The organism is Paenibacillus sp. sgz302191, assembly GCF_057749925.1.
Window position 1 is genome coordinate 14,876 of record NZ_JBYLHY010000011.1, and the last position, 19,727, is coordinate 34,602.

12 protein-coding genes are annotated in these 19,727 nt (G+C 51.7%); 11 read left to right on the plus strand and 1 reads right to left on the minus strand.

Annotated elements, in window-relative coordinates:
• Positions 1–75: 75 nt before the first annotated feature.
• The 11 genes from AC3G2T_RS17250 to AC3G2T_RS17300 all read left to right on the plus strand — a co-directional run bounded on the left by AC3G2T_RS17250 (position 76) and on the right by AC3G2T_RS17300 (position 18,837).
• The gene (locus AC3G2T_RS17250; RefSeq protein ID WP_488436412.1) at positions 76–1,344 is read left to right on the plus strand and encodes a prolyl oligopeptidase family serine peptidase; all 1,269 of its coding nucleotides are present in this window, start codon (positions 76–78) and stop codon (positions 1,342–1,344) included.
• Between the two features lie 186 nt (positions 1,345–1,530).
• Positions 1,531–2,691 (plus strand): sulfite reductase subunit alpha, encoded by a 1,161-nt coding sequence (locus AC3G2T_RS17255; RefSeq protein ID WP_488436304.1) that lies wholly within the window; start codon positions 1,531–1,533, stop codon positions 2,689–2,691.
• 257 nt (positions 2,692–2,948) lie between these two features.
• The gene (locus tag AC3G2T_RS17260; protein ID WP_488436305.1) at positions 2,949–4,469 is read left to right on the plus strand and encodes a family 43 glycosylhydrolase; all 1,521 of its coding nucleotides are present in this window, start codon (positions 2,949–2,951) and stop codon (positions 4,467–4,469) included.
• Between the two features lie 267 nt (positions 4,470–4,736).
• Positions 4,737–6,350, plus strand: coding sequence for a response regulator (locus AC3G2T_RS17265; protein ID WP_488436306.1), 1,614 nt, complete (start codon positions 4,737–4,739; stop codon positions 6,348–6,350).
• Between the two features lie 3 nt (positions 6,351–6,353).
• Positions 6,354–8,138, plus strand: a complete 1,785-nt coding sequence (locus AC3G2T_RS17270; protein ID WP_488436307.1) for a cache domain-containing sensor histidine kinase — start codon at positions 6,354–6,356, stop codon at positions 8,136–8,138.
• 103 nt (positions 8,139–8,241) lie between these two features.
• Entirely contained in the window at positions 8,242–9,159 is a 918-nt protein-coding gene (locus AC3G2T_RS17275; protein ID WP_474681278.1) for an ABC transporter permease, read from the plus strand.
• A gap of 94 nt (positions 9,160–9,253) precedes the next feature.
• Entirely contained in the window at positions 9,254–10,192 is a 939-nt protein-coding gene (locus AC3G2T_RS17280; protein WP_488436308.1) for a carbohydrate ABC transporter permease, read from the plus strand.
• A 73-nt stretch (positions 10,193–10,265) separates the two neighbouring features.
• Positions 10,266–11,876 carry an ABC transporter substrate-binding protein gene (locus AC3G2T_RS17285; RefSeq protein ID WP_488436309.1) on the plus strand — a complete coding sequence of 537 codons (1,611 nt, stop codon included), beginning with the start codon at positions 10,266–10,268 and terminating at the stop codon, positions 11,874–11,876.
• Positions 11,877–11,974: 98 nt separating this feature from the next.
• A complete protein-coding gene (locus AC3G2T_RS17290) occupies positions 11,975–14,335 on the plus strand; it encodes a beta-galactosidase (protein WP_488436310.1) in 2,361 nt (786 codons plus the stop codon).
• A 5-nt stretch (positions 14,336–14,340) separates the two neighbouring features.
• On the plus strand, positions 14,341–15,297 hold the full coding sequence (locus AC3G2T_RS17295) for an aldose epimerase family protein (RefSeq protein ID WP_474681274.1): 957 nt from the start codon (positions 14,341–14,343) through the stop codon (positions 15,295–15,297).
• Between the two features lie 180 nt (positions 15,298–15,477).
• On the plus strand, positions 15,478–18,837 hold the full coding sequence (locus AC3G2T_RS17300) for a DUF5107 domain-containing protein (RefSeq protein WP_488436311.1): 3,360 nt from the start codon (positions 15,478–15,480) through the stop codon (positions 18,835–18,837).
• 413 nt (positions 18,838–19,250) lie between these two features.
• Here the strand turns inward: AC3G2T_RS17300 and AC3G2T_RS17305 are convergent, their stop codons facing one another.
• Positions 19,251–19,661 (minus strand): hypothetical protein, encoded by a 411-nt coding sequence (locus AC3G2T_RS17305; RefSeq protein WP_488436312.1) that lies wholly within the window; start codon positions 19,659–19,661, stop codon positions 19,251–19,253.
• Positions 19,662–19,727: the final 66 nt, after the last annotated feature.

Below are 19,727 nucleotides of genomic sequence, written 5' to 3' on the forward strand. Positions count from 1 at the left end.
GGGAGGTGTAGAAACATGTTAAATGAATGGAGCAAAAATTACAAAGCTGCAATAACAAGTATTTTAGCAATTTGTATGGCGTTTTCATTTGGCATGAATGCGATGGCTAAGCAACAGACACAATCAAACTCTTATCGGACTGTTACGGAAATCGAAGATTGGGGCCCGGCAATTACGAAGTTGATTATTGATGTAGGCAAACCGATACCCAAGGGTTCGGTAACACCGGATACTTTCAAAGTGCATGTAGTAAGAAGCGACAGCAGGTTGACAAATCCTTTTATCGAGGAAGGCGACCGGGTAGTCACTAAAGCTTACGTTGCTGATAAAAAGGGAAATCCTGCATTCAAAATGGGGAGCTATGTCGTTCTGGAAATGCAGATTGGTCCGAGTATAACTTTAGGTTCAGGTATTAACTATGATTTGGCCGGAACAAGATTTAATGCATGGATTACGAACGAGTATACGATTACTCAACAGAAAGACATTCATACACTATCGGGAAAAATTTCAGGGTTAGTTGTCAATACGTTTGCAGGTGGAACCAGGAAACTTGTAGATGAGTTTACAACCGGTAAAGCAACCAACGATAATATCACTTTGACGTATGCAAGCTATGTGCCGGCAAAAGACAACAAAAAAAATCCGTTAATCATTTGGTTGCATGGCGCCGGAGAAGGAGGAACGGATCCAACCATTGCTATTGCCGGAAACAAGGCGGTCAATTTCGCCTCAAAAGAGATGCAATCCTATTTTAATGGAGCTTATGTGCTAGCGCCTCAGACACCGACTTTTTGGATGGACGGTTTAACGGGGTTTGGGGATGGCACCTCAAAATATGAGAAATCGCTGATGGCTTTGATTCAAAATTATGTTGCCGAACATAAAGATATTGATACTGATCGCATGTATATCGGCGGCGACTCCAACGGCGGGTATATGACCATGCTGATGATTCGCGATTATCCCAACTACTTTGCGGCTGCGTTCCCAACCTGTGAAGCATTAAAAGATACACTCATCAGTGATGCGGATATTCAGACAATGAAAAACCTTCCGATCTGGTTTGCGGCTGCAAAAACAGATTCGATCGTGCCTCCGGCTAACTTCGTCATTCCAACGTATGACCGGTTAATCCAAGCGGGAGCCAAAAATGTTCAAATTTCCTTGTTTGAGAATGTACATGATACTACGGGCTTGTACAAGAAAGCGGATGGCACGCCATACGAATACAATGGTCATTGGTCTTGGATTTATGTGTATAACAACGAATGCATAGCTGCAATAAACGGGAAAAAGACAACGATTATGGAATGGCTGGCTGCTCAATCATTAAAAAAATAGCGAAAGACTTTGACCCTTCTGCGATTTATGCAGATGGTATTATAGGAAAGCATCAAAAGGAGCTGTCTCGGCGCAGCTCCTTTTGTTTTGTTTTTACATGGGGAGCCACAATTGTCATACAAAAAACATGTATTATTTTTACTTCTTGTGTTATTCTAGATTAATATAATTTTTGAGGTGAAGACTATGCAATCAACAGATGTCTCAAAGGGCCCTGCAACATTTTCAAGGACAAATCCGTTTCAAGCGAAAGTTCTCAAAAATGTAAATTTAAATGGAGCCGGTTCGAGTAAAGAAACTCGACATATCGAGTTGTCGTTAAAAGGATCTGACCTTTCCTATATCCCAGGCTATGCTCTTGGTATTATCCCTCAAAACGATCCGGAATTAGTGGCTTCCCTTCTTGAGGAAATGAAGTGGGATGAAGAAACGCCAGTTATAATTAATAAGGAAGGCGATACACTTCCGCTGAAGGAAGCGTTAACCGCTCATTTTGAAATTACGCTGTTGACGAAAAAGATTTTGCAGCAGGCTGTGGAATTCACAGAAAACGAAGAGCTGCGAAAGCTTTTGTTAGCTGAAAATGCCGACCAACTGAAAGAATATACCAACGGGCGTGATTTGCTCGATATGTTGCGCGATTTCGGCCCATGGAAAGCTTCGGCCGGGGAAATGGTCGCTCTTTTAAGAAAAATGACACCGCGGCTCTATTCGATTGCAAGCAGCATTGCCGCTCATCCTGAGGAAGTGCATCTAACGATCGGCGCTGTCCGCTATATGGCTCACGGACGCGAACGAAAAGGGGTTTGTTCTGTATTAGTTGCAGAACGCATTCAAGAAGGCGATACGCTTCCGGTATTCGTTCAGCCCAATAAACACTTTCATCTGCCGGAGTCTTCGGATAAAGATATTATTATGGTTGGTCCTGGGACAGGCATTGCGCCATTCCGTTCCTTTATCGAGGAACGTGCGGTGAATAAAGGAACAGGCAGATCGTGGCTATTTTTTGGAGACCAGCGTTCAGCGACGGATTTCCTTTACCAGGACGAGTTGGAAGAGTATCAAAAAGACGGGGTATTGACAAGAATAGAGGCTGCGTTCTCCCGCGATGCCGCGCAAAAAGTATATGTACAACATAAAATGCTTGAGAACAGCAAAGAATTATTTGAATGGCTGGAAAAAGGAGCATACTTCTACGTTTGCGGAGATAAGCAAAACATGGCGAAAGATGTCCACAACGCGCTTATTGATGTAATTGAAAAAGAAGGTATGATGAACCGTGAAGCAGCCGAAGCGTATCTAAATGATATGCAAGAGCAAAAACGTTACCAACGTGACGTGTATTAAAATCTAAAGCTGTTAGCGGCGCTGCCGCATAATGTCAAAAAGAGTGACTTTATACCGCAATTAGCGGTCATTTGAAGTCACTCTTTTTTTGTATCCAAATAACTTTACAAAGGAAATCGAAGGATTGTCATATGTCATTAAAAATGAAAGCGTTTTATATTTGGAATTGAAATAAAAATAATCAAGAAAGGAGCGAAGGCGGCAGTTTTGATTTTATGAATAAAGCATCCAATAATTCAAGTGAAGGGAAGGTTATCATGAAAAGAAGCATGAAATGGGTCTCCGTTATTCAAAGCTATCTTCTTATCATGCTCGCTTCAGTTTTGATCGGAGCGGCAACCGTCAGTGCATCCAGTCAAACCTTAAACAACGATGAATTCTGGAAGGACACCTCGAACAATCCGATATACTCCCAGGGAGGCAACGTCCTTAAAGTTGGCAGTACGTATTATTGGTATGGGGTGAAATACAACGGCGCGGTCACTTATTACAGTAATCCGACGAAAAAGAACAGCGATACGAAGTTCAGCGCGGTGACTTGTTATTCCTCTACGGATTTGGTTCATTGGACCTTCTGTGGAAACGTCATCACGGGCGCGACGGACGGCTCGACTTGGGATGCCAGCTGGTTAGGCAGACTTGGCGTCGTGTACAACACGAATACGCAAAAATACGTCCTCATTACGCAATATGTAGGTCCGGCCGGAAGCGGAATCGCCTTTGCTACAAGCGACACGCCTACGGGTACATTTACTTTCGATCATGTTCAGACTTCTATCGGCAATGTCGTCAATAATATGTCGGGGGATCAGTCGACGTTTGTCGATGACGATGGCAAGGCTTATCTGATTTTCAGCAACACAAACGGCAGAACCCATCTTTATGTCTCTGAGCTGCGGGCTTCCGATTATTTGAACGTCGAGCCGGCAACGAATGTGTTCAACAGCTCTTCAGGCGGACGCGAAGGAAATGCTATGTTCAAATATAACGGAGTCTATTATTTGTGCTCTTCAGACCTGCATGGCTGGAACGCTTCCCATACCTATTACATTACAGCCACGAATATAAAGGGGCCGTATTCGAGTGAATCCGTCATGAACGGCACCGATGCCGATTTCTCCCATGTTTCGCAAACCTCCATGTTCATCAAGGTTCAAGGGACATCCGGCACGACTGTGCTGTTCGGCGGAGACCGCTGGAGCGATTTCGCGGGCAACGGAATCGGATACAACGAGTGGCTGCCGCTTTCCTTCAACGGTACGACGCCAACCCTCAACTCGTTGAGTCAGGTTAACCTGGATGCGGCGGCCGGTACATGGAGTGTTGGAAGCGGTAACAACTACGTCATGAATCCAAGTTACGAGGCGGATCGCGTCTCGCAGAATGCATTGGCCGGTTGGCTGACCTGGAGTAATGTGTCGACGGACCCGAATTCCAATGTTTCCGGCGGACATACCGGAAACTGGGCCGCGACACAGTCGGCATCGAGTGCCTACAGCGCAAGCCGCTATCAAAATCTTTCCAATCTGCCCAATGGCACGTATACCTTGAAAGTATGGGTTAGAAGCAGCGGCGGTCAGTCAACAGCCCAGATTTTTGTGAAAAATTACGGGGGCGCCGAAATTGATTATCCGATCAATTCTGCAATCAGTTCCTGGACGCAGGTGACCATACCGAACGTTGCGGTTACAAACGGATCGGCGCAAATCGGCGTTTTCTCGGTAGCGGGCGCCAACAACTGGGTGAGGGTGGATGATTGGTCCTTCGTCAAGAATTGATTGATTGAGGCTTGAGAGATTCGAAGCACAGACTATTGAAGAACGACAAAGTCCCAAAAGACGCCTCCAAAACCACTATACAAGTGGGATTGGAAGCGTCTTTTTGCATGCATATTCATGCCAGAGCAGGGGCACTCGGAGAGGGTGCTGAAGAATAAAAAGAAAATCCAAAGTTTATCCTCTTTGATCATCCGGTGTCATCAACTATTATTATATTGATACCCTGTTAGTCCTTTGCCGGAATGAAGCATAAAGGAGATAACCATCATGAAATTGTTGATTGTAGACGATGAGAACCGTACGCGGGACCTGCTGCAGCATTATATACCTTGGGAGGAGATCGGAATTTCCGAAGTGGAGACCGCCAAAAACGGTCAAGTCGCGATCGATGTGGCCAAGGTGCAGCGGCCGGATGTTATTCTGTGCGACGTGCGCATGCCCAAAATGAACGGCATTGATTTCGCCGCAGCTTATCGGCAAGAAGATCCGGCCTGCAAAATTATTTTCCTAAGCGGTTTTTCCGACAAGGAATATCTCAAATCGGCGATTCATTTGAAAGCGTTGTCATATTTGGAGAAGCCGATCAATCTGGAAGAGGTGCGCCGAACTGTGGAGGAGGCGGTGCAGCTGCGCCGCGAGGAGATCAAGAAGGCCGAGACATACGGATTGCTGCAGGCGGATTTGGACCGCAGCCTGCCGATTTTGCGGCAAGAGATGGTCAGAAGGCTGGTTTCCAGTCCCTCGGCCGGGCATACGCTGCAGGCTTTGCAAAATCGGGAAACCTTTCTCCTTCCCCTCAGCGGCCCCTACACGGTGGCTGTTGCCACGCTATTCTGGAGCCCAACGGATCATCCCGAGAACCCGGTTATGGTGCAAGAGCGCATACTGGTCACGATTGGCCGGCATCCGTCGTTTCGGTCGCATCAGGTATTGACCGGCTTTGACGCCTCTCATGCCCTTGTCCTCATATTGCCCGGATGTTATGGAAGTTCCTATCAGGCCGGGCGGGAGTGGATCGAAGACATGCAGGCTGAGCTCAAAAGGATGGCAGGTCCGATGATCGAACTGCGGCTGGGGGTAGGGGGAGCAGCCGCGGAGCTTATGGACATCCCGCATGCGTACCGCCAGGCTGTTCATGCTGTCAGTTTTCAATTTTATACGAACGGCCAGGCCCCCGTGTTTGCCGACAAGCTGAGTCCGAGCGTTCCGCTTCATACGGATTGGGACGAAATACGCCGTCTGCGCAGCGAACTTCGCAAAGGCGACATCGATCTGGTGAAGGAGACGATCCGCCGCTGGACAGCCCGCGTCAAAGATGTGCAGGATCTTGATATCCCTCGGGTCAAGGATACCTATTTCCAAATGCTGCTCGCGATCATGGAGACCGCGGCTCAGCTTGGCGTAACCGAGCGTTCCGATAATGCCGAGCGGCGGTATATCTGGAAAGAAATCGACCGCCTCCCCAGCCTGGATTTGCTGGCAGCTTACCTGCTGTCCTCTGTCGAGTCTTTTGACATGAGCGCGGATGACGGCGCTGCGGGCACGGGAAAGCTGAGGGAGATTATCCGTTTTACACTTGCCCACTTTCATGAGAAAGGCTTTGGCATTCATGCGATTTCACAGCATGTCAAGCTTAGCGAGACGTATCTATGCTCTTATTTTAAGAAGCAGCGCGGTCAGACCATTAAGGAATTCATAACCGAAACACGCCTGGATAAGGCGAAGGAGCTGCTTCGCGATCCAGACATGAAGCTCCTGGAGGTGGCTTCCCGGTTAGGCTTTGCAGACGCGAACTATTTCACGACCTTCTTCAAACGATATGCGGGCGTGACGCCAAGCGAATACAGGGAGAAGCTGTCGAAAATGACAGGGAAAGTGTGACTCATGAAGAGACGGCTATCTTTCAGAAATCTGGGCATTCGTTACAAGTTGTTCTCCTCCTATGTGCTGGTCATCATGGTTCCTTTTTTGATACTCCTGTTTATCAATATCCAAACAAACCGGCAGGAAAGCAAGGATAATGCGCTGTATTTGGCGCGCAAGATGCTGGATGAAACCAATTCCTACCTTCAATACAAAAGCCAGGCCATTACGGAAGTGCTCAACTTTGTCGCTTTCAACAACCTGGTGCAGGAAAATGTGATCGCGGATTCCACGCCTTATCTCGACGTGAATTTGTGGCATATGAATGCGCTCCAATTGTCCCGGTTGGTGAATCAGTTTCGATACAATGAGGATATCGAAACGATTCAGCTCTATATGAAACAAGGACTGGCCGGAGCGACGGAAAATCCTGACTTTCTCAGTATCAAGAAGTTGGAGAATGAGCCATGGTTCCAACATTTTGCAAACGAGAATGCCGTGATTACCTGGCTGCCTTCTTCCGTGTTGGATGGCGACGCCGATCCCCAGGAGCTAAGCGTGATCCGCAAAATCCCTAATTCGCATAACCTTCAGCAATTCGACGGTTTGGTTCGTGCGCGCGTCACGAAAAGCGGCATTCAGAATGTTTTGGATCATGCTGTGCTAACCCAAAATACCTTCTCTCTGTTGTTTAACAAGCGCGGGGAAGTGCTCAGCGCCTCCAAGCATTTTCCCCTTACGTCCGGACAATCGGATGCGATCATTAATAAGTATAAGAGCTCCCCGAACGCGAACGATTGGAACGACCGCTATTCAATTGGCGGTCAGCGCTATTTGCTCGGTGTGCAGGAAATTCCCCGCACGGATATGGTGGTGGCGATGATTGTTCCCTATTCGGATATTTTGGCCTCCAGCAATAAGGCCCGGAATCGGACGATATGGATTTTTCTTCTCATTGTGCCTTTAATGCTGCCGTTGTCCTATTTGGTTACCAACCGGGCGACCAAGCGCATTCTCCGGCTGATCGCGCATATCCGCATGGTGAAGAACGGAAGATTCCCTCTGGCGCATCTGCCGGTCAGTGAGGATGAAATCGGCGAGTTGACCCGCAATTTCAATGAAATGGCCAATAATATATCCAATCTTATGGATGAAACGTTTTTGCTCGGGAGGGAAGTCAAGAACAAGGAGCTGCAGGCGCTGCAAGCTCAGATCAATCCGCATTTTCTATATAATACGCTGGATTTGATTAATGTCATGGCGATTGAATCGGGCGCCTCCGATATTTCGCGGGTTGTGGACGAGCTCGCGGTCTTTTACAAACTGAGTCTTTCCAGCGGAAAGGAATACGTCACACTGGGGAATGAGCTCAAGCATATGGAGGCGTACGTCCGCATTCAAAATATGCGCTTTGGCGGCGGTATTCGCCTGCAGATGGAAGTATCCAGAAATTTGTATGATTACCGGGTTCCGAAAATACTGCTGCAACCGCTTGCGGAAAATGCCATTCTCCACGGCATTATGGAGAAGGAGCCTGAGGAGGGAGCCATATGCATCTCCTCCTGGCTGGAGGACGGCGATCTTCTCATTGAAGTCGCGGATGACGGCGTCGGGATGGATGCCGAGCAGATGAACCATATCTTTAAAGAGAGAAGCAGCGGGAGCAAAGGAGGCGGCTATGGCGTCCGCAATATCCAGGAGCGGCTGCGGATCGCATACGGTGCGGTGTACGGTTTGAAATTTCAAAGCGAACCCGGCAAAGGGACCCGAGTCCTGATTCGGCTGCCCGCTCAGATCGAAGCTTAGAAATTCAAAGGTTTTCATAGGTTTAACCGCTACTTGCGAAGCTGCCGTCCCTTTACAATAAAGACATAGATAAAAGTTGTTTTGAGAAAAGGGATGGAGGGTGATGGACTTGGGCGTAATCCGCGAGCTTCGGGTGAGATGGCCGTTATATTTGATGTTTCTCCCGATCGCCATTTATTTTATCGTCTTTGCCTATGTGCCGATGGCCGGCATTGTGATGGCTTTCAAGGAGTTTAACTACAAAGACGGGATTTTTCTGAGTCCCTGGAACGGACTGGAGAACTTTCATTACTTTTTTTCTTCAGGCAAAGCGTGGCTCGTGACGAAAAATACGATTGTTTACAATGCCGTGTTTCTTGGCGTCTATACCGTATTCTCGATTTTGTCCGCTGTGCTTATTTCCGAAATTTACACGAATTGGTTTAAAAGAATAGCGCAAACTTTTATGTTTCTCCCCTACTTCATTTCCTGGGTCACGGTTTCCGCGTTCGTCTACAACTTTCTGAATTACGAATACGGCATTGTCAACCGGATACTTGGTTTTTTCCACATGGAGCCGATCGACATTTACTCCACGAGCTCGTACTGGTATTTGCTCCTGCCGATCCTGTATGTCTGGAAATGGGTTGGATTCGGCAGTGTGCTGTACCTGGCGGCGATCGTCGGTATCGATCAGGAGATTTATGAAGCGGCGACGATCGATGGCGCAACGCGGTTCCAGAAAATTTTCAAAATCACGCTGCCTCTTCTCAAGCCGACCATGATTATTCTGCTTCTGCTCGGACTGGGGCGGATTATGCGCGGCGAGTTCGATATGTTCTTCCAGTTGATCGGCAACAACGGGTCGCTGATGGACGCAACCGATATTATTGACACGCTGGTGTTCCGCTCGCTGGTAGGATCTCTGGACTTCGGCATGGCATCTTCCGTGGGCTTCTATCAATCGGTGCTGACCTTGATCATCATCCTGACCGCCAATTATCTGGTCAAGCGTTATGAGCCTGAGCAAGCCCTGTTCTAGGAGTCTGTCCGATGAAGTCCGTGGAAGGTATGCACAAAAGCAGCTCCGTCGGACAGACTCCTAGGCCTATCCTGCAGAAAGCGAGTGAACGTACATGGAAGCCAATGTTAAGTCCTATGAAGCGGCGGTTCCTGCCGCGAACCGGCCAACCTTGAAAAAGGGCGGGCCGCAGCAGGACCGGTTGTTTCAATCGATTTCCTACACGCTGGTCAGTCTGATTGCTCTATTTTGCTTGATTCCTTTTATCGTCATGCTGGCGGGCTCCTTTTCCTCCGAGGCTTCGGTGCTGAAGGACGGATACTGGTTCTGGCCCCGCTCTTTCTCCGTTGAAGCATACAGGCTCATCTTCCGTTATCCGGAAGACGTGCTGAACGCATTCAAGGTGACGCTGCTCACGACAGTCATCGGCACAGCGATTTCCCTTTTCATATCGACGATGGCAGCTTATGTGCTGTACCGCAAAGAAGTGAAGTACCGCAACGGTTTGGCGTTCTTTCTGTTCTTCACGACGCTGTTCAACGGGGGACTGGCCCCTTATTATTTGTGGATCAGCAGCGATCTTCATTTGAAAAACACTTATCTCGTGCTGCTGCTCGTTCCGATGTTTAACGTGATGTATGTGCTGATTCTCAGAAGTTTCATCAGCAGCAGTATACCCGAGCCGCTTGTCGAGTCGGCGCGCATTGACGGGGCGGGGGACTTCCGGATTTTTTTCCAAATGGTGCTTCCGCTTAGTAAACCGGCTTTGGCTTCCATCGGTTTGTTCACGGCACTCGCCTACTGGAACGATTGGTGGACAGCGATGATGTTTACAGACAAACCGCAGTATGTCACCCTGCAGTATTTGCTCTACAAAATGCTGTCTTCGATCAATCTCTCGTCTGCGATGGCCCAGCACGTAACGACCAACGATCCGAAGGAAACATTCAAGCTGGCCCTTACCGTCATTACGACGGTGCCGATTGCGATTGTCTTCCCGTTTGTCCAAAAATATTTTGTCAAAGGTGTCACGATCGGCGCTGTCAAAGGCTAAACGGCACGGCATTATGGCAAATCTCCCGTTAGGGGATTTATATAAATTTTATCAAAAAAGGGAGGTCTTTATTTTGAAAAGTCTCAAAAAGTTTACACTGCTCTCTGTGCCGTTGGTGCTGACGTCTGCGATGTTCTTGTCGGCCTGTTCCTCGAGCAACAATGCTTCGAGCAGTCCGGCAAAGTCGGAGGCTCCCGGTCAAACCGCCGCCGCCGGTGCGTCGACGAGCAAGATCGATCATTCCAAAGAAGTGAAGATCGTCGGTTACTTGCTCGGCGAAGCGCCCAAGGGGATGCCGGAGGTGCTCAGCGCGATCAACGCCAAGCTTAAGAAGGATATCAACGCTACGCTGGAAATCAATTATATCGGTTGGGGAGACGTAGCGTCCAAATATCCGCTGATGCTTGCTTCCGGCGCCGATGTGGATTTTGTTTTTGCCGCCGATTGGAACTTCTATGTGTCTGAAGCGACCAAAAACGCATTCCTGAAGCTGGATGAGAACATGTTGAAAACCTATATGCCGAAGCATATGGCCAAACTGCCGCCGGAAGCGATTACGGCCGCCAAGGTGAACCGCAATGTGTTCATGGTGCCGACCTCGACGCCGGACCGCAAGGTCAATGTGGCGCTGTTCCGCAAAGACATTATGGACAAAGCCGGCATAAAGGAATTTAAAAAGTTCTCGGACATTGAACCGTATTTGGCGGAAGTGAAAAAAGATTACCCGGACATGATTCCTCTGAATCTCGAGTCGCAATACGATTTGCCGACACCGTATCAAACCTTGCTGCAAGAGAAGGTCGGTTGGGCCGGGGCGCCTTTCGATTCCGGCGATCCGATGGCCCAAGGGATCACCTCCGATTTTGACGATTCGACCGGCAAGATCGTCGGCATGACGGAAGAGCCGTTCCTGAGCGCTCAGAAATATGCGGCGACTGTCATGAAGGACTGGTATGACAAAGGCTACATTAACAAGAACCCTTACGCCAACAAGGTGCGCTCCAAGGATAATTTTGTAGCGGGAAAAACGGGCGTTGCCTTCGGCAACTCCATCGATGTCGCTGCCGTCATGACGAGCGCGAAGGAGAAGGGCATCGACGTCTACGTCAAGCCAATGCTGTATCCGTCGGGCAAAGTTTCGCAAACGAGCTGGATTAACAACGGGATTGCGGTTGCGGCCAACTCGAAAAATCCGGAACGCACGCTGGAAGCGCTTGATTTATTGATGGAAGACCCTGCCTATGTATATCTGGCTTATTTCGGCGTTGAAGGCAAGAACTATATGATTACAAGCGACGGCAAAATCGGCCTGCCTGCCGGCGTGACCAGCGAATCCAATACGTATCCTCCGGATGCAGCGGGCTTCTGGTTCGTGAACAAAGATTTGTTTAAGCCGATGGCGACCTGGACGGACAGCTATATTGCACTGAACAGCAAAATCAAAGATTATTTGAAGCCTGTGCCATACCTGGGATTCACCTTTAACTCGGAAAGCATCAAAACCGAAGTCGCCAATTTGAAAAACGTGTCCACTCAATATGCCCAGCCGATTTATTTCGGAGCCGTGAAAAATGTGGACGAGGCGTTTGACACGCTCGACAAAAAGCTGAAAGCAGCCGGCATTGACAAGGTCAAAGCCGAGGTCGAGAAACAGGCCGCCGCGTTCTTGGCCAACAAGAAGTAGCCGGCGCTGCAATTGGATAAAGACTCTCTCTCAGTTCGGGAGAGTCTATTCTTTTGCCTTTTTTTCAGGATAGCGACAAGCGAGGAGGGAAATTTTAAATGGCAGCGTACCGTATTGACGCCAGTCAGGATTTTAAAGCGATTGATGTGGATAAAAACTACATGCAGGGAAGCAGCCTGACCGGCGAGCACATTCGCTTTAACAACTATTTCATGGAAAAAAACGGCCATCCTTTTTTTGGCATCTGTGGCGAATTTCATTACAGCCGGTATGACGAGCATGCATGGGAAGACGAGATTGTCAAAATAAAAATGGGCGGCGTGAACATCGTCTGCACCTATATTTTTTGGAACGTGCATGAGGAAATTCAAGGCGTATTCGAATGGGGCGGACGCCGAAATCTGCGGCGGTTCGTCGAGCTCTGCGGCAAGCACGGCCTGTACGTCATCATCCGCATCGGGCCTTTCGATCATGGGGAAATCCGCAACGGCGGCTTGCCGGATTGGCTGTTCGGCCGGCCCTTCGATGTGCGCTCCAATGACGAAGGTTATTTATCCTTTGCCAAGCGGCTTTATGAGCAAATCAGCTCGCAGGTGCAGGGGTTGCTGTTCAAGCAGGGTGGGCCGATTATCGGCACGCAGATTGAGAACGAGCACGGCCACTCTGCCGCGCAATGGGCTCTGACGACAGGCATCAGCAATGAGTGGCTGACGCGCGGGGAGGACGGCGAAGCCCATATGCTGAAGCTGAAAGAAATGGCGATTGAAGCCGGCATCGACACGCCGTTGTACACTTGTACGGCATGGGGAGGCGCTAACGCTCCGGCCGCCGAGATGCTGCCGCTGTGGGGCGGATATTCCCACTGGCCCTGGATTTATTACGAGCATGACCGTTTCGGCGATATGCGCGAGCATCCGGCGACGCCGGAATATATATTCCAGGACAAACATAACAATCACATTCCGGTCAGCTACAACTTCGAGCCGGGATACACGCCCGAGGATTATCCGTATGCCTGCTGCGAGATGGGCGGCGGGATGACGCCGTTTTATAAATACCGTTTCGATTTTCCTTATGTCAGTGTATCGGCGATGACCGGCATCAAGGTGGCGGAAGGCTGCAATTTGATCGGGTACTATATGTACCATGGCGGCTCGAACCCCACCGGGAAGCGCGATGTGTTTCTCAACGATCTGGCAACGCCGAAAATTTCCTACGACTTTAACGCCTGCATCGGGGAATTCGGCCAAGTGCGCGAATCGTATCACCGTACGCGGCTGCAGCATTATTTTTTCCGGACTTTTGAGAAATGGCTGTGCCGGACCAAGACGATACTGCCCGGCGATACGTCGAAGATGGATCCGGCCGATACGGATACGCTGCGCTGCGCGGTTCGGGCGTCTGAGGGCTCGGGACTCCTGTTCCTGAACAACTATCAGGACCATGTACTGACGCACGCTCTGAGCGTGGCGGACGGCGTGACCGTTGTCACCAAGGATAGGGAGATTCGTTTTCCCGCTGAAGGAGCTCTGACGTTGGACCCGGATAGCTATGCGATGCTGCCCTATCGGTTTGACCTGGAAGGCATAGTGCTGGAACATGCCATGGCGCAACTGATCACCCGGCTGGAAGTTGACGGGGCTTCCTATTATTTCTTCGCTTCGCCGAAGGGGATGCTGCCGGAATATGCCTTTGAAACTTCCTCGCTGGCAGGTTTTGAAGCCGGATCGGCGGAGATTTTCGAGCGTAATGGGTTGACGGTTGTACGCCCCGCCGTGGGGAATGCCGCGCCTATCTTGCTAACGTCCGCTGCCGGACGCAGTGTGCGCCTGATTACGCTCACCGACGAGGAGAGCCTCGGCTTCTGGCAGGCAGCAATCTGGGGAAGCGAACGCGTTATTTTTACGGATTGCAATCTGCTCGTCAGCGGCGATCAGGTGAAGCTGGAAGCGACCGGAGCGGAAGAAATTACGCTTCGCGTATTTCCCGATTTTGACGGGCTCGACCTTATCAACGGGGGCGAACTGCTGGAGCGAAAGCAGGAAGGGCTCTTTACGGCGTACCGGTTCCGGGTGCCTCGCCGGGAAATCGGTTTTGAGCTCAAGCGGGTGAAGGATGACAAGGCCGTGCTTTCGTTTTCGCCGGATGCCTTCGACGGAATCAAGGAGGCGCTGCTGCGGATCGACTACACGGGAGATATCGGCTACGCCTTTATCGACGGCGATTTGATTAACGATAACTTTAGCAATGGAAAAACGTGGGAAATCGGACTGAAGCCATTCAGCGAGAGGCTGCTTCAGAAAGGAATGTACCTCTATATCTCGCCGATCCGCAAGGGCAGCACCGTCGCTAGCCATACGACGATGGCTGGCTGGAGCGAGAACGCGGAGGAGTCGATCGCGGAATTGAAAGGCATCGCCGCCGTGCCTGTATACGAACTTACGCTGCAGAAAGGTTGACCCTCATGAAGGATAAAAGCCAAAATGTCCGGGTATGGACGTCCGCCTACCGAGGCTGGCTGTCGCTTGTGCTGGAAACGAAAGTAATCCGCGTTGAACTGATTCCCGGGCTGGGGGCAAAAATCGTCTCGCTGCGCTATAAACCGGCGGACAGGGAATGGCTGGTGGACGCCGGCAGCCGCGAGCTGCTCCGGCCGGCCTACGGCTCTCCCTTTGGCGAAGCGGATATGAGCGGGTGGGACGAATGCTTCCCGACGATCAATCCCTGCTTCGCGGATGCGGAGGGGCGCTGTCCGCTGCCCGACCATGGCGAAGTGTGGGCGCTGCCCTGGGATTACTCGTACACCGGAGAACAGGTCTCCTGCTCGGTGGAAGGCTTGGCGAAGCCTTATCGGCTTACGCGAAAGCTATCTTTTGCCGCCGCCGATACACTGCGGATGGACTACAGCGTTGCGAATCAGGGCAGCGATCCGCTGCCGTTTCTCTGGGTGCCGCATCCGCAGTTCGCCGTTTCGGAGCCGACGAATCTCGTATTGCCTCCTTCCGTCCAAGAGGTGCTTTGCGTCTTCGGAGGCTTGAACCAAACCGCCGGCCGGTCCTATCCGTGGGCGGAGCAATCGCTGGTAACGGAACGGCAGACGGGGAACGGCCGCAAGTATTATGTGCCCGGCATTCATGAGCAGGGCTGGTGCGGTCTGACCGGTGCAATAAGCGGGAACTGGCTCCGCATGGAATGCGATCCGGCCCGCGTTCCCTATCTCGGCATCTGGATCGACGAGGGAATGGGCAACGACCGCAATGCGATTGCATTGGAGCCGTCGATCGGCTTCTACGACAGTCTTGACCGGGCGAGAGACAATGGCACGGCGCAGGTCGTTCAGCCCGGCGAAGCTTGGGACTGGTCGATATCGGTCCGGCTCGGAACCGGCGGGATCGGCGAAGGGTTCGTCGCGGAAGCTTGATCGGGACCGCCGGACTCACCGGGAGCAAGTCCCTTGCGGACCTCCCAGGAGTCTGTCCGATGAACTCCGTCGGACAGACTCCCATGCGCCGATACACTGCCATCGGTAATTGCAAACGGTCTATTGGCGAATGAAGGCGGCTGCCGTACACATATACGATCAATTGAAGGAGGGTTTATTTTGACGCTATACGCACAACCTGAGCAATCGTTCCAAGGGGTCCGAATATGGGAAGAGGATGTCGTCATCCCGACTTACGGCGTCGGAGAGCCTGACCGCAATCCGATGTTTCTGGAAAAGCGGGTTTATCAGGGAAGCTCCGGAAAAGTTTATCCGCACCCGGTCATTGACCGGATTGAAGATGAGAAACGGCCCCAAAGCTACCGCATGGCCATTTTGGAGAATGAGTATGTTCGTATTGAGATTATGCCCGAACTGGGCGGGCGCATTTACCGGGCGCTGGACAAGACCAATCAATACGACTTTGTCTATTACAACCGGGTCATCAAGCCTGCCTTAGTCGGATTGGCCGGACCCTGGATTTCAGGCGGGATCGAATTCAATTGGCCGCAGCACCACCGTCCGAATACGTACGGTCCGGTCGAGTACAAGCTTGAGGAGAACAAGAACGGCAGCGCAACGGTGTGGGTAAGCGAAATCGACCGCATGTACGGCACGAAAATGACGGCCGGCTTTACCCTGTATCCGGGCAAGGCATATCTGGAAATATCGGCCCGTCTGTACAACCGGACAGCGGAGCCGCAAACTTTCCTCTGGTGGGCCAACCCTGCGGTGGCGGTTAACGATCATACGCAGTCCGTTTTTCCACCCGATGTTACCGCTGTATTCGATCACGGCAAACGTGACGTATCCCGATTTCCGATTGCTACGGGCACGTATTACAAAATGGATTATTCCGCAGGCGTCGATATTTCCCGCTATCGCAATATTCCGGTGCCGACCTCCTATATGGCTTACAAGTCCGATTATAACTTTGTAGGCGGGTACGATCACGGCGTTCGGGCCGGTCTCCTGCATGTGGCCAATCATCACGTATCTCCGGGCAAAAAGCAGTGGACCTGGGGCAATGGCGAGTTCGGCCAAGCCTGGGACCGCAATCTGACGGACGAAGACGGTCCGTATATTGAACTGATGACCGGCGTCTTCACGGACAATCAGCCCGATTTCACCTGGCTTGCGCCTTACGAGGAGAAATCGTTCACCCAATATTTTATGCCTTACAAGAACATCGGTGTTGTCAAAAACGCGACCATTGAAGCGGCAGTCAATCTGGAGGTCGACGACCGGACGCGCAAAGCGCTCGCTCAGGCCTATGCGACTTCGCTCTACGAAGGAGCGGTCATTGAGCTGAAAGGGAAGCGGCGGTCCTACTTCAAAGAAACGGCGGCGCTATCCCCGTTATCCACCTTTGAATTGGCTGTTCCCCTGGAGGATGACGACCAAGCGCATGAGTTAACCATTACTGTTCATAGCGCCGATGGACGGCTGTTGGTTTCCTACCGGCCCGCAGCGCCGTCCATCGAAGAAGTGCCGGAAGCCGCCAAACCTTTGCCGGAGCCGCATGAACTGCGCACGAATGAACAGCTTTACCTGGCAGGTCTGCATCTTGAGCAGTACCGTCACGCGACGTTCGAGCCGGAAGCTTACTATTTGGAAGGCTTGAAGCGGGATGAGAGCGATATTCGGATCAATATCGCATACGGCACGCTGCTGCTGCGGCGAGGGCAGTTTTCCCAGGCCGAAAAGCATTTTCGCACGGCAGTAAAATCGCTGAACTGGCGCAACGCGAATCCGTATGACGGCGAGGCTTACTACCAGCTTGGCCTGTCGCTAAAGCTGCAGGGGCGAAACCGCGAGGCGTTTGCCGCTTTGTACAAGGCGACGTGGTCGGGAGCCTGGCAGGACGCCGGCTTCTTTACGCTCGCCCAGATTGCCGCATCCCAGGGGGGGATCGAGGAGGCTTTCGAGCTTGTCGGCAAGTCTCTGGTCCGAAACGCCCATAATTTCAAGGCACGCCATCTCAAGGCGGCGCTGCTGCGGAGACGGGGATGCCGGACAGAAGCTGCCGATTTTGCGAGAGAAACGCTGCAGAGCGATATCGCCGACTTCGGCGCCGGAAACGAGCTTATGCTGGCGTTGCAAGAAGCCGGGGATGAGGCCGGGTCGTTGGAGGCCGGCGAGGAATTGCGGCGTTTGCTGCGCGGCAGTGCGCACAATTATTTGAACTTGGCGTCCGATTATGCGTTCGCCGGGCTGTTGAAAGAAGCGATTGAGGTGCTGAACCGAATCGCGCCGAGCGCCTCGGCAGCAGCCTATCCGACGGTTCACTACGCGCTTGCCTATTTGCACGAGCTTTCCGGCCATCCGGAGTTGGCTTCGCAGCATCGGGCGGCCGGGCAGACGGCGGCGCCGGGCCTTTGCTTTCCCAACACGCTGTTCGAGCTGCTGGCGCTGGAAAGCGCGGTTTCCGCCAATGCTGCGGATGACAAGGCGAACTATTATTTGGGGAACTGGTACTACGACAAGAAACGGCATTACGATGCCGTCCGGGCTTGGAAGGCCTCGCGCGAAGCTAACGGCGCTTTCGCGACCGTTCACCGCAATTTGGCGCTCGCGTTTTATAACAAGCTGGGCGATTCGGAACGCGCCCTGCAATCGCTGGAGCGCGCATTTGCCCTCGGGCAGGACGATGCCCGCGTATTCTACGAGCTGGATCAGCTTTATAAGAGGCTGGGCCATCCGGCTGAGACGCGTTTATGTGCCCTCCAGGCGCATATGCCGCTTGTTGAGAAACGCGACGATTTGTATGTTGAGTATGTAACGCTTCTCAACCAATTAGGGCGGCACCGGGAAGCTCTGCAGGCGCTGGACGTTCGGAACTTCCACCCGTGGGAGGGAGGCGAAGGCAAGGTCACCGGCCAGCATGTGCTGGGACATGTGGAAGCCGCTAAGCAGAACTTGGCGGAGGGTCGGTTTGCGGAAGCGCTTGACCGTTTGCAAACGGCGCTTGTGTATCCGGATAACCTGGGCGAAGGCAAGCTGGAGGGCGCGCAGGAGAATCATGTGTACTACTTCATGGGGCTTGCTCTCGAGGGCATGTCTAAGACGGCCGAAGCGGAAGCGTGCTTCCGCCGAGCGTCTCAGGGCTTGGAGGAACCGACGAGCGCGATGTATTACAACGATCAGCCGCCGGAGATGATTTTTTATCAGGGACTCGCCTGGAACAAGCTGGGCATAGAAAAGGAAGCGAAGCGCAGGTTCAACAAGCTGATCGACTATGCGGAAAAGCATCTGCATGATGACGTGAAATTTGACTATTTCGCGGTTTCTTTGCCGGATTTCCTAGTGTTCGAGGACGATTTGGACAAGCGCAACACAATTCATTGCCGATTTATGAGAGGCCTCGGCCTGCTTGGTCTCGGCAAAATGGAAGAAGCGAAAGCGGAGCTGGAAACGGTTCTGGCGATGGATGTCAATCATGGCGGAGCGCGGATACACAGGGCTATGACGAAGTCATGACCTGTTGTAACTGCTTGTCATGAGACGGCCTATTGCAGTCCCTTTTGCGCTTTTCTGTATGATTTTTCGCATACAAAGTCATTTTTACCGCTGTAGGCACGATTCTGTTCGATTTTTCATACCTATTTCTCGATTTTACGAAATCAGTGCAATTTCTGTATGAAATTTCGAACAGATTTCCACGATTCGCAAGTGGCAGCGGTTGGCAGATGGGCTCATAAGCTTTCCTGAACCCCAGTCGAGAACCTGAGGGGTTCGTATACAAGAAAACCGGGACTCTAATGGGGTCCCGGTTTTTGGCAAGCGAAGACTCGAGGAACATCGGCGGCCCGGCGTCATGAAGGAGGTATTCGCACAATTTTCCGGCGCTATCAGGACGTTTGTGCACGACATGGCCATGTGGTCGACCGCCGTCATGCAGCGCAACACCGTGCGCTGGGAACTGCGCGCGCGGTGCGGTTGTACCGGCTGGCGTCGGCACAGCGGCTCTTTCCTGATGCGCGCCTCTCCCCGGCACGGGTTACAGCGCTGCACGGCGGGTGGCCATGAGGCCGCTTGCCAGGCCGGTCCGGGAGAAAGCCTGCGAAAGTCAGGCTGTCGAGCCACAAAGCGCCTGGCTGCGCGAAGAAAACCTGCAAAAGTACATCTTTTTGCACCTGAAAGCGCTTGCTGGGAAAAATTCCTGCAAATCTGCAGTTTTTTTCGCTCATATTCAAGCTCAACCCCATCGGGAGCGGAAATTCCTGCACAATTGCAGGCTTTTCCTCCAAACGAACCGTTTCCAGCGCAAAAACCTGCACTTTTGCAGGTTTTCTCTCTACCAAGCTGCTTCCCACCCAGTTGCGCAGTTCCACGACCTGCACCGGGAGAGGCGCCGCTGGGAAAGTGGC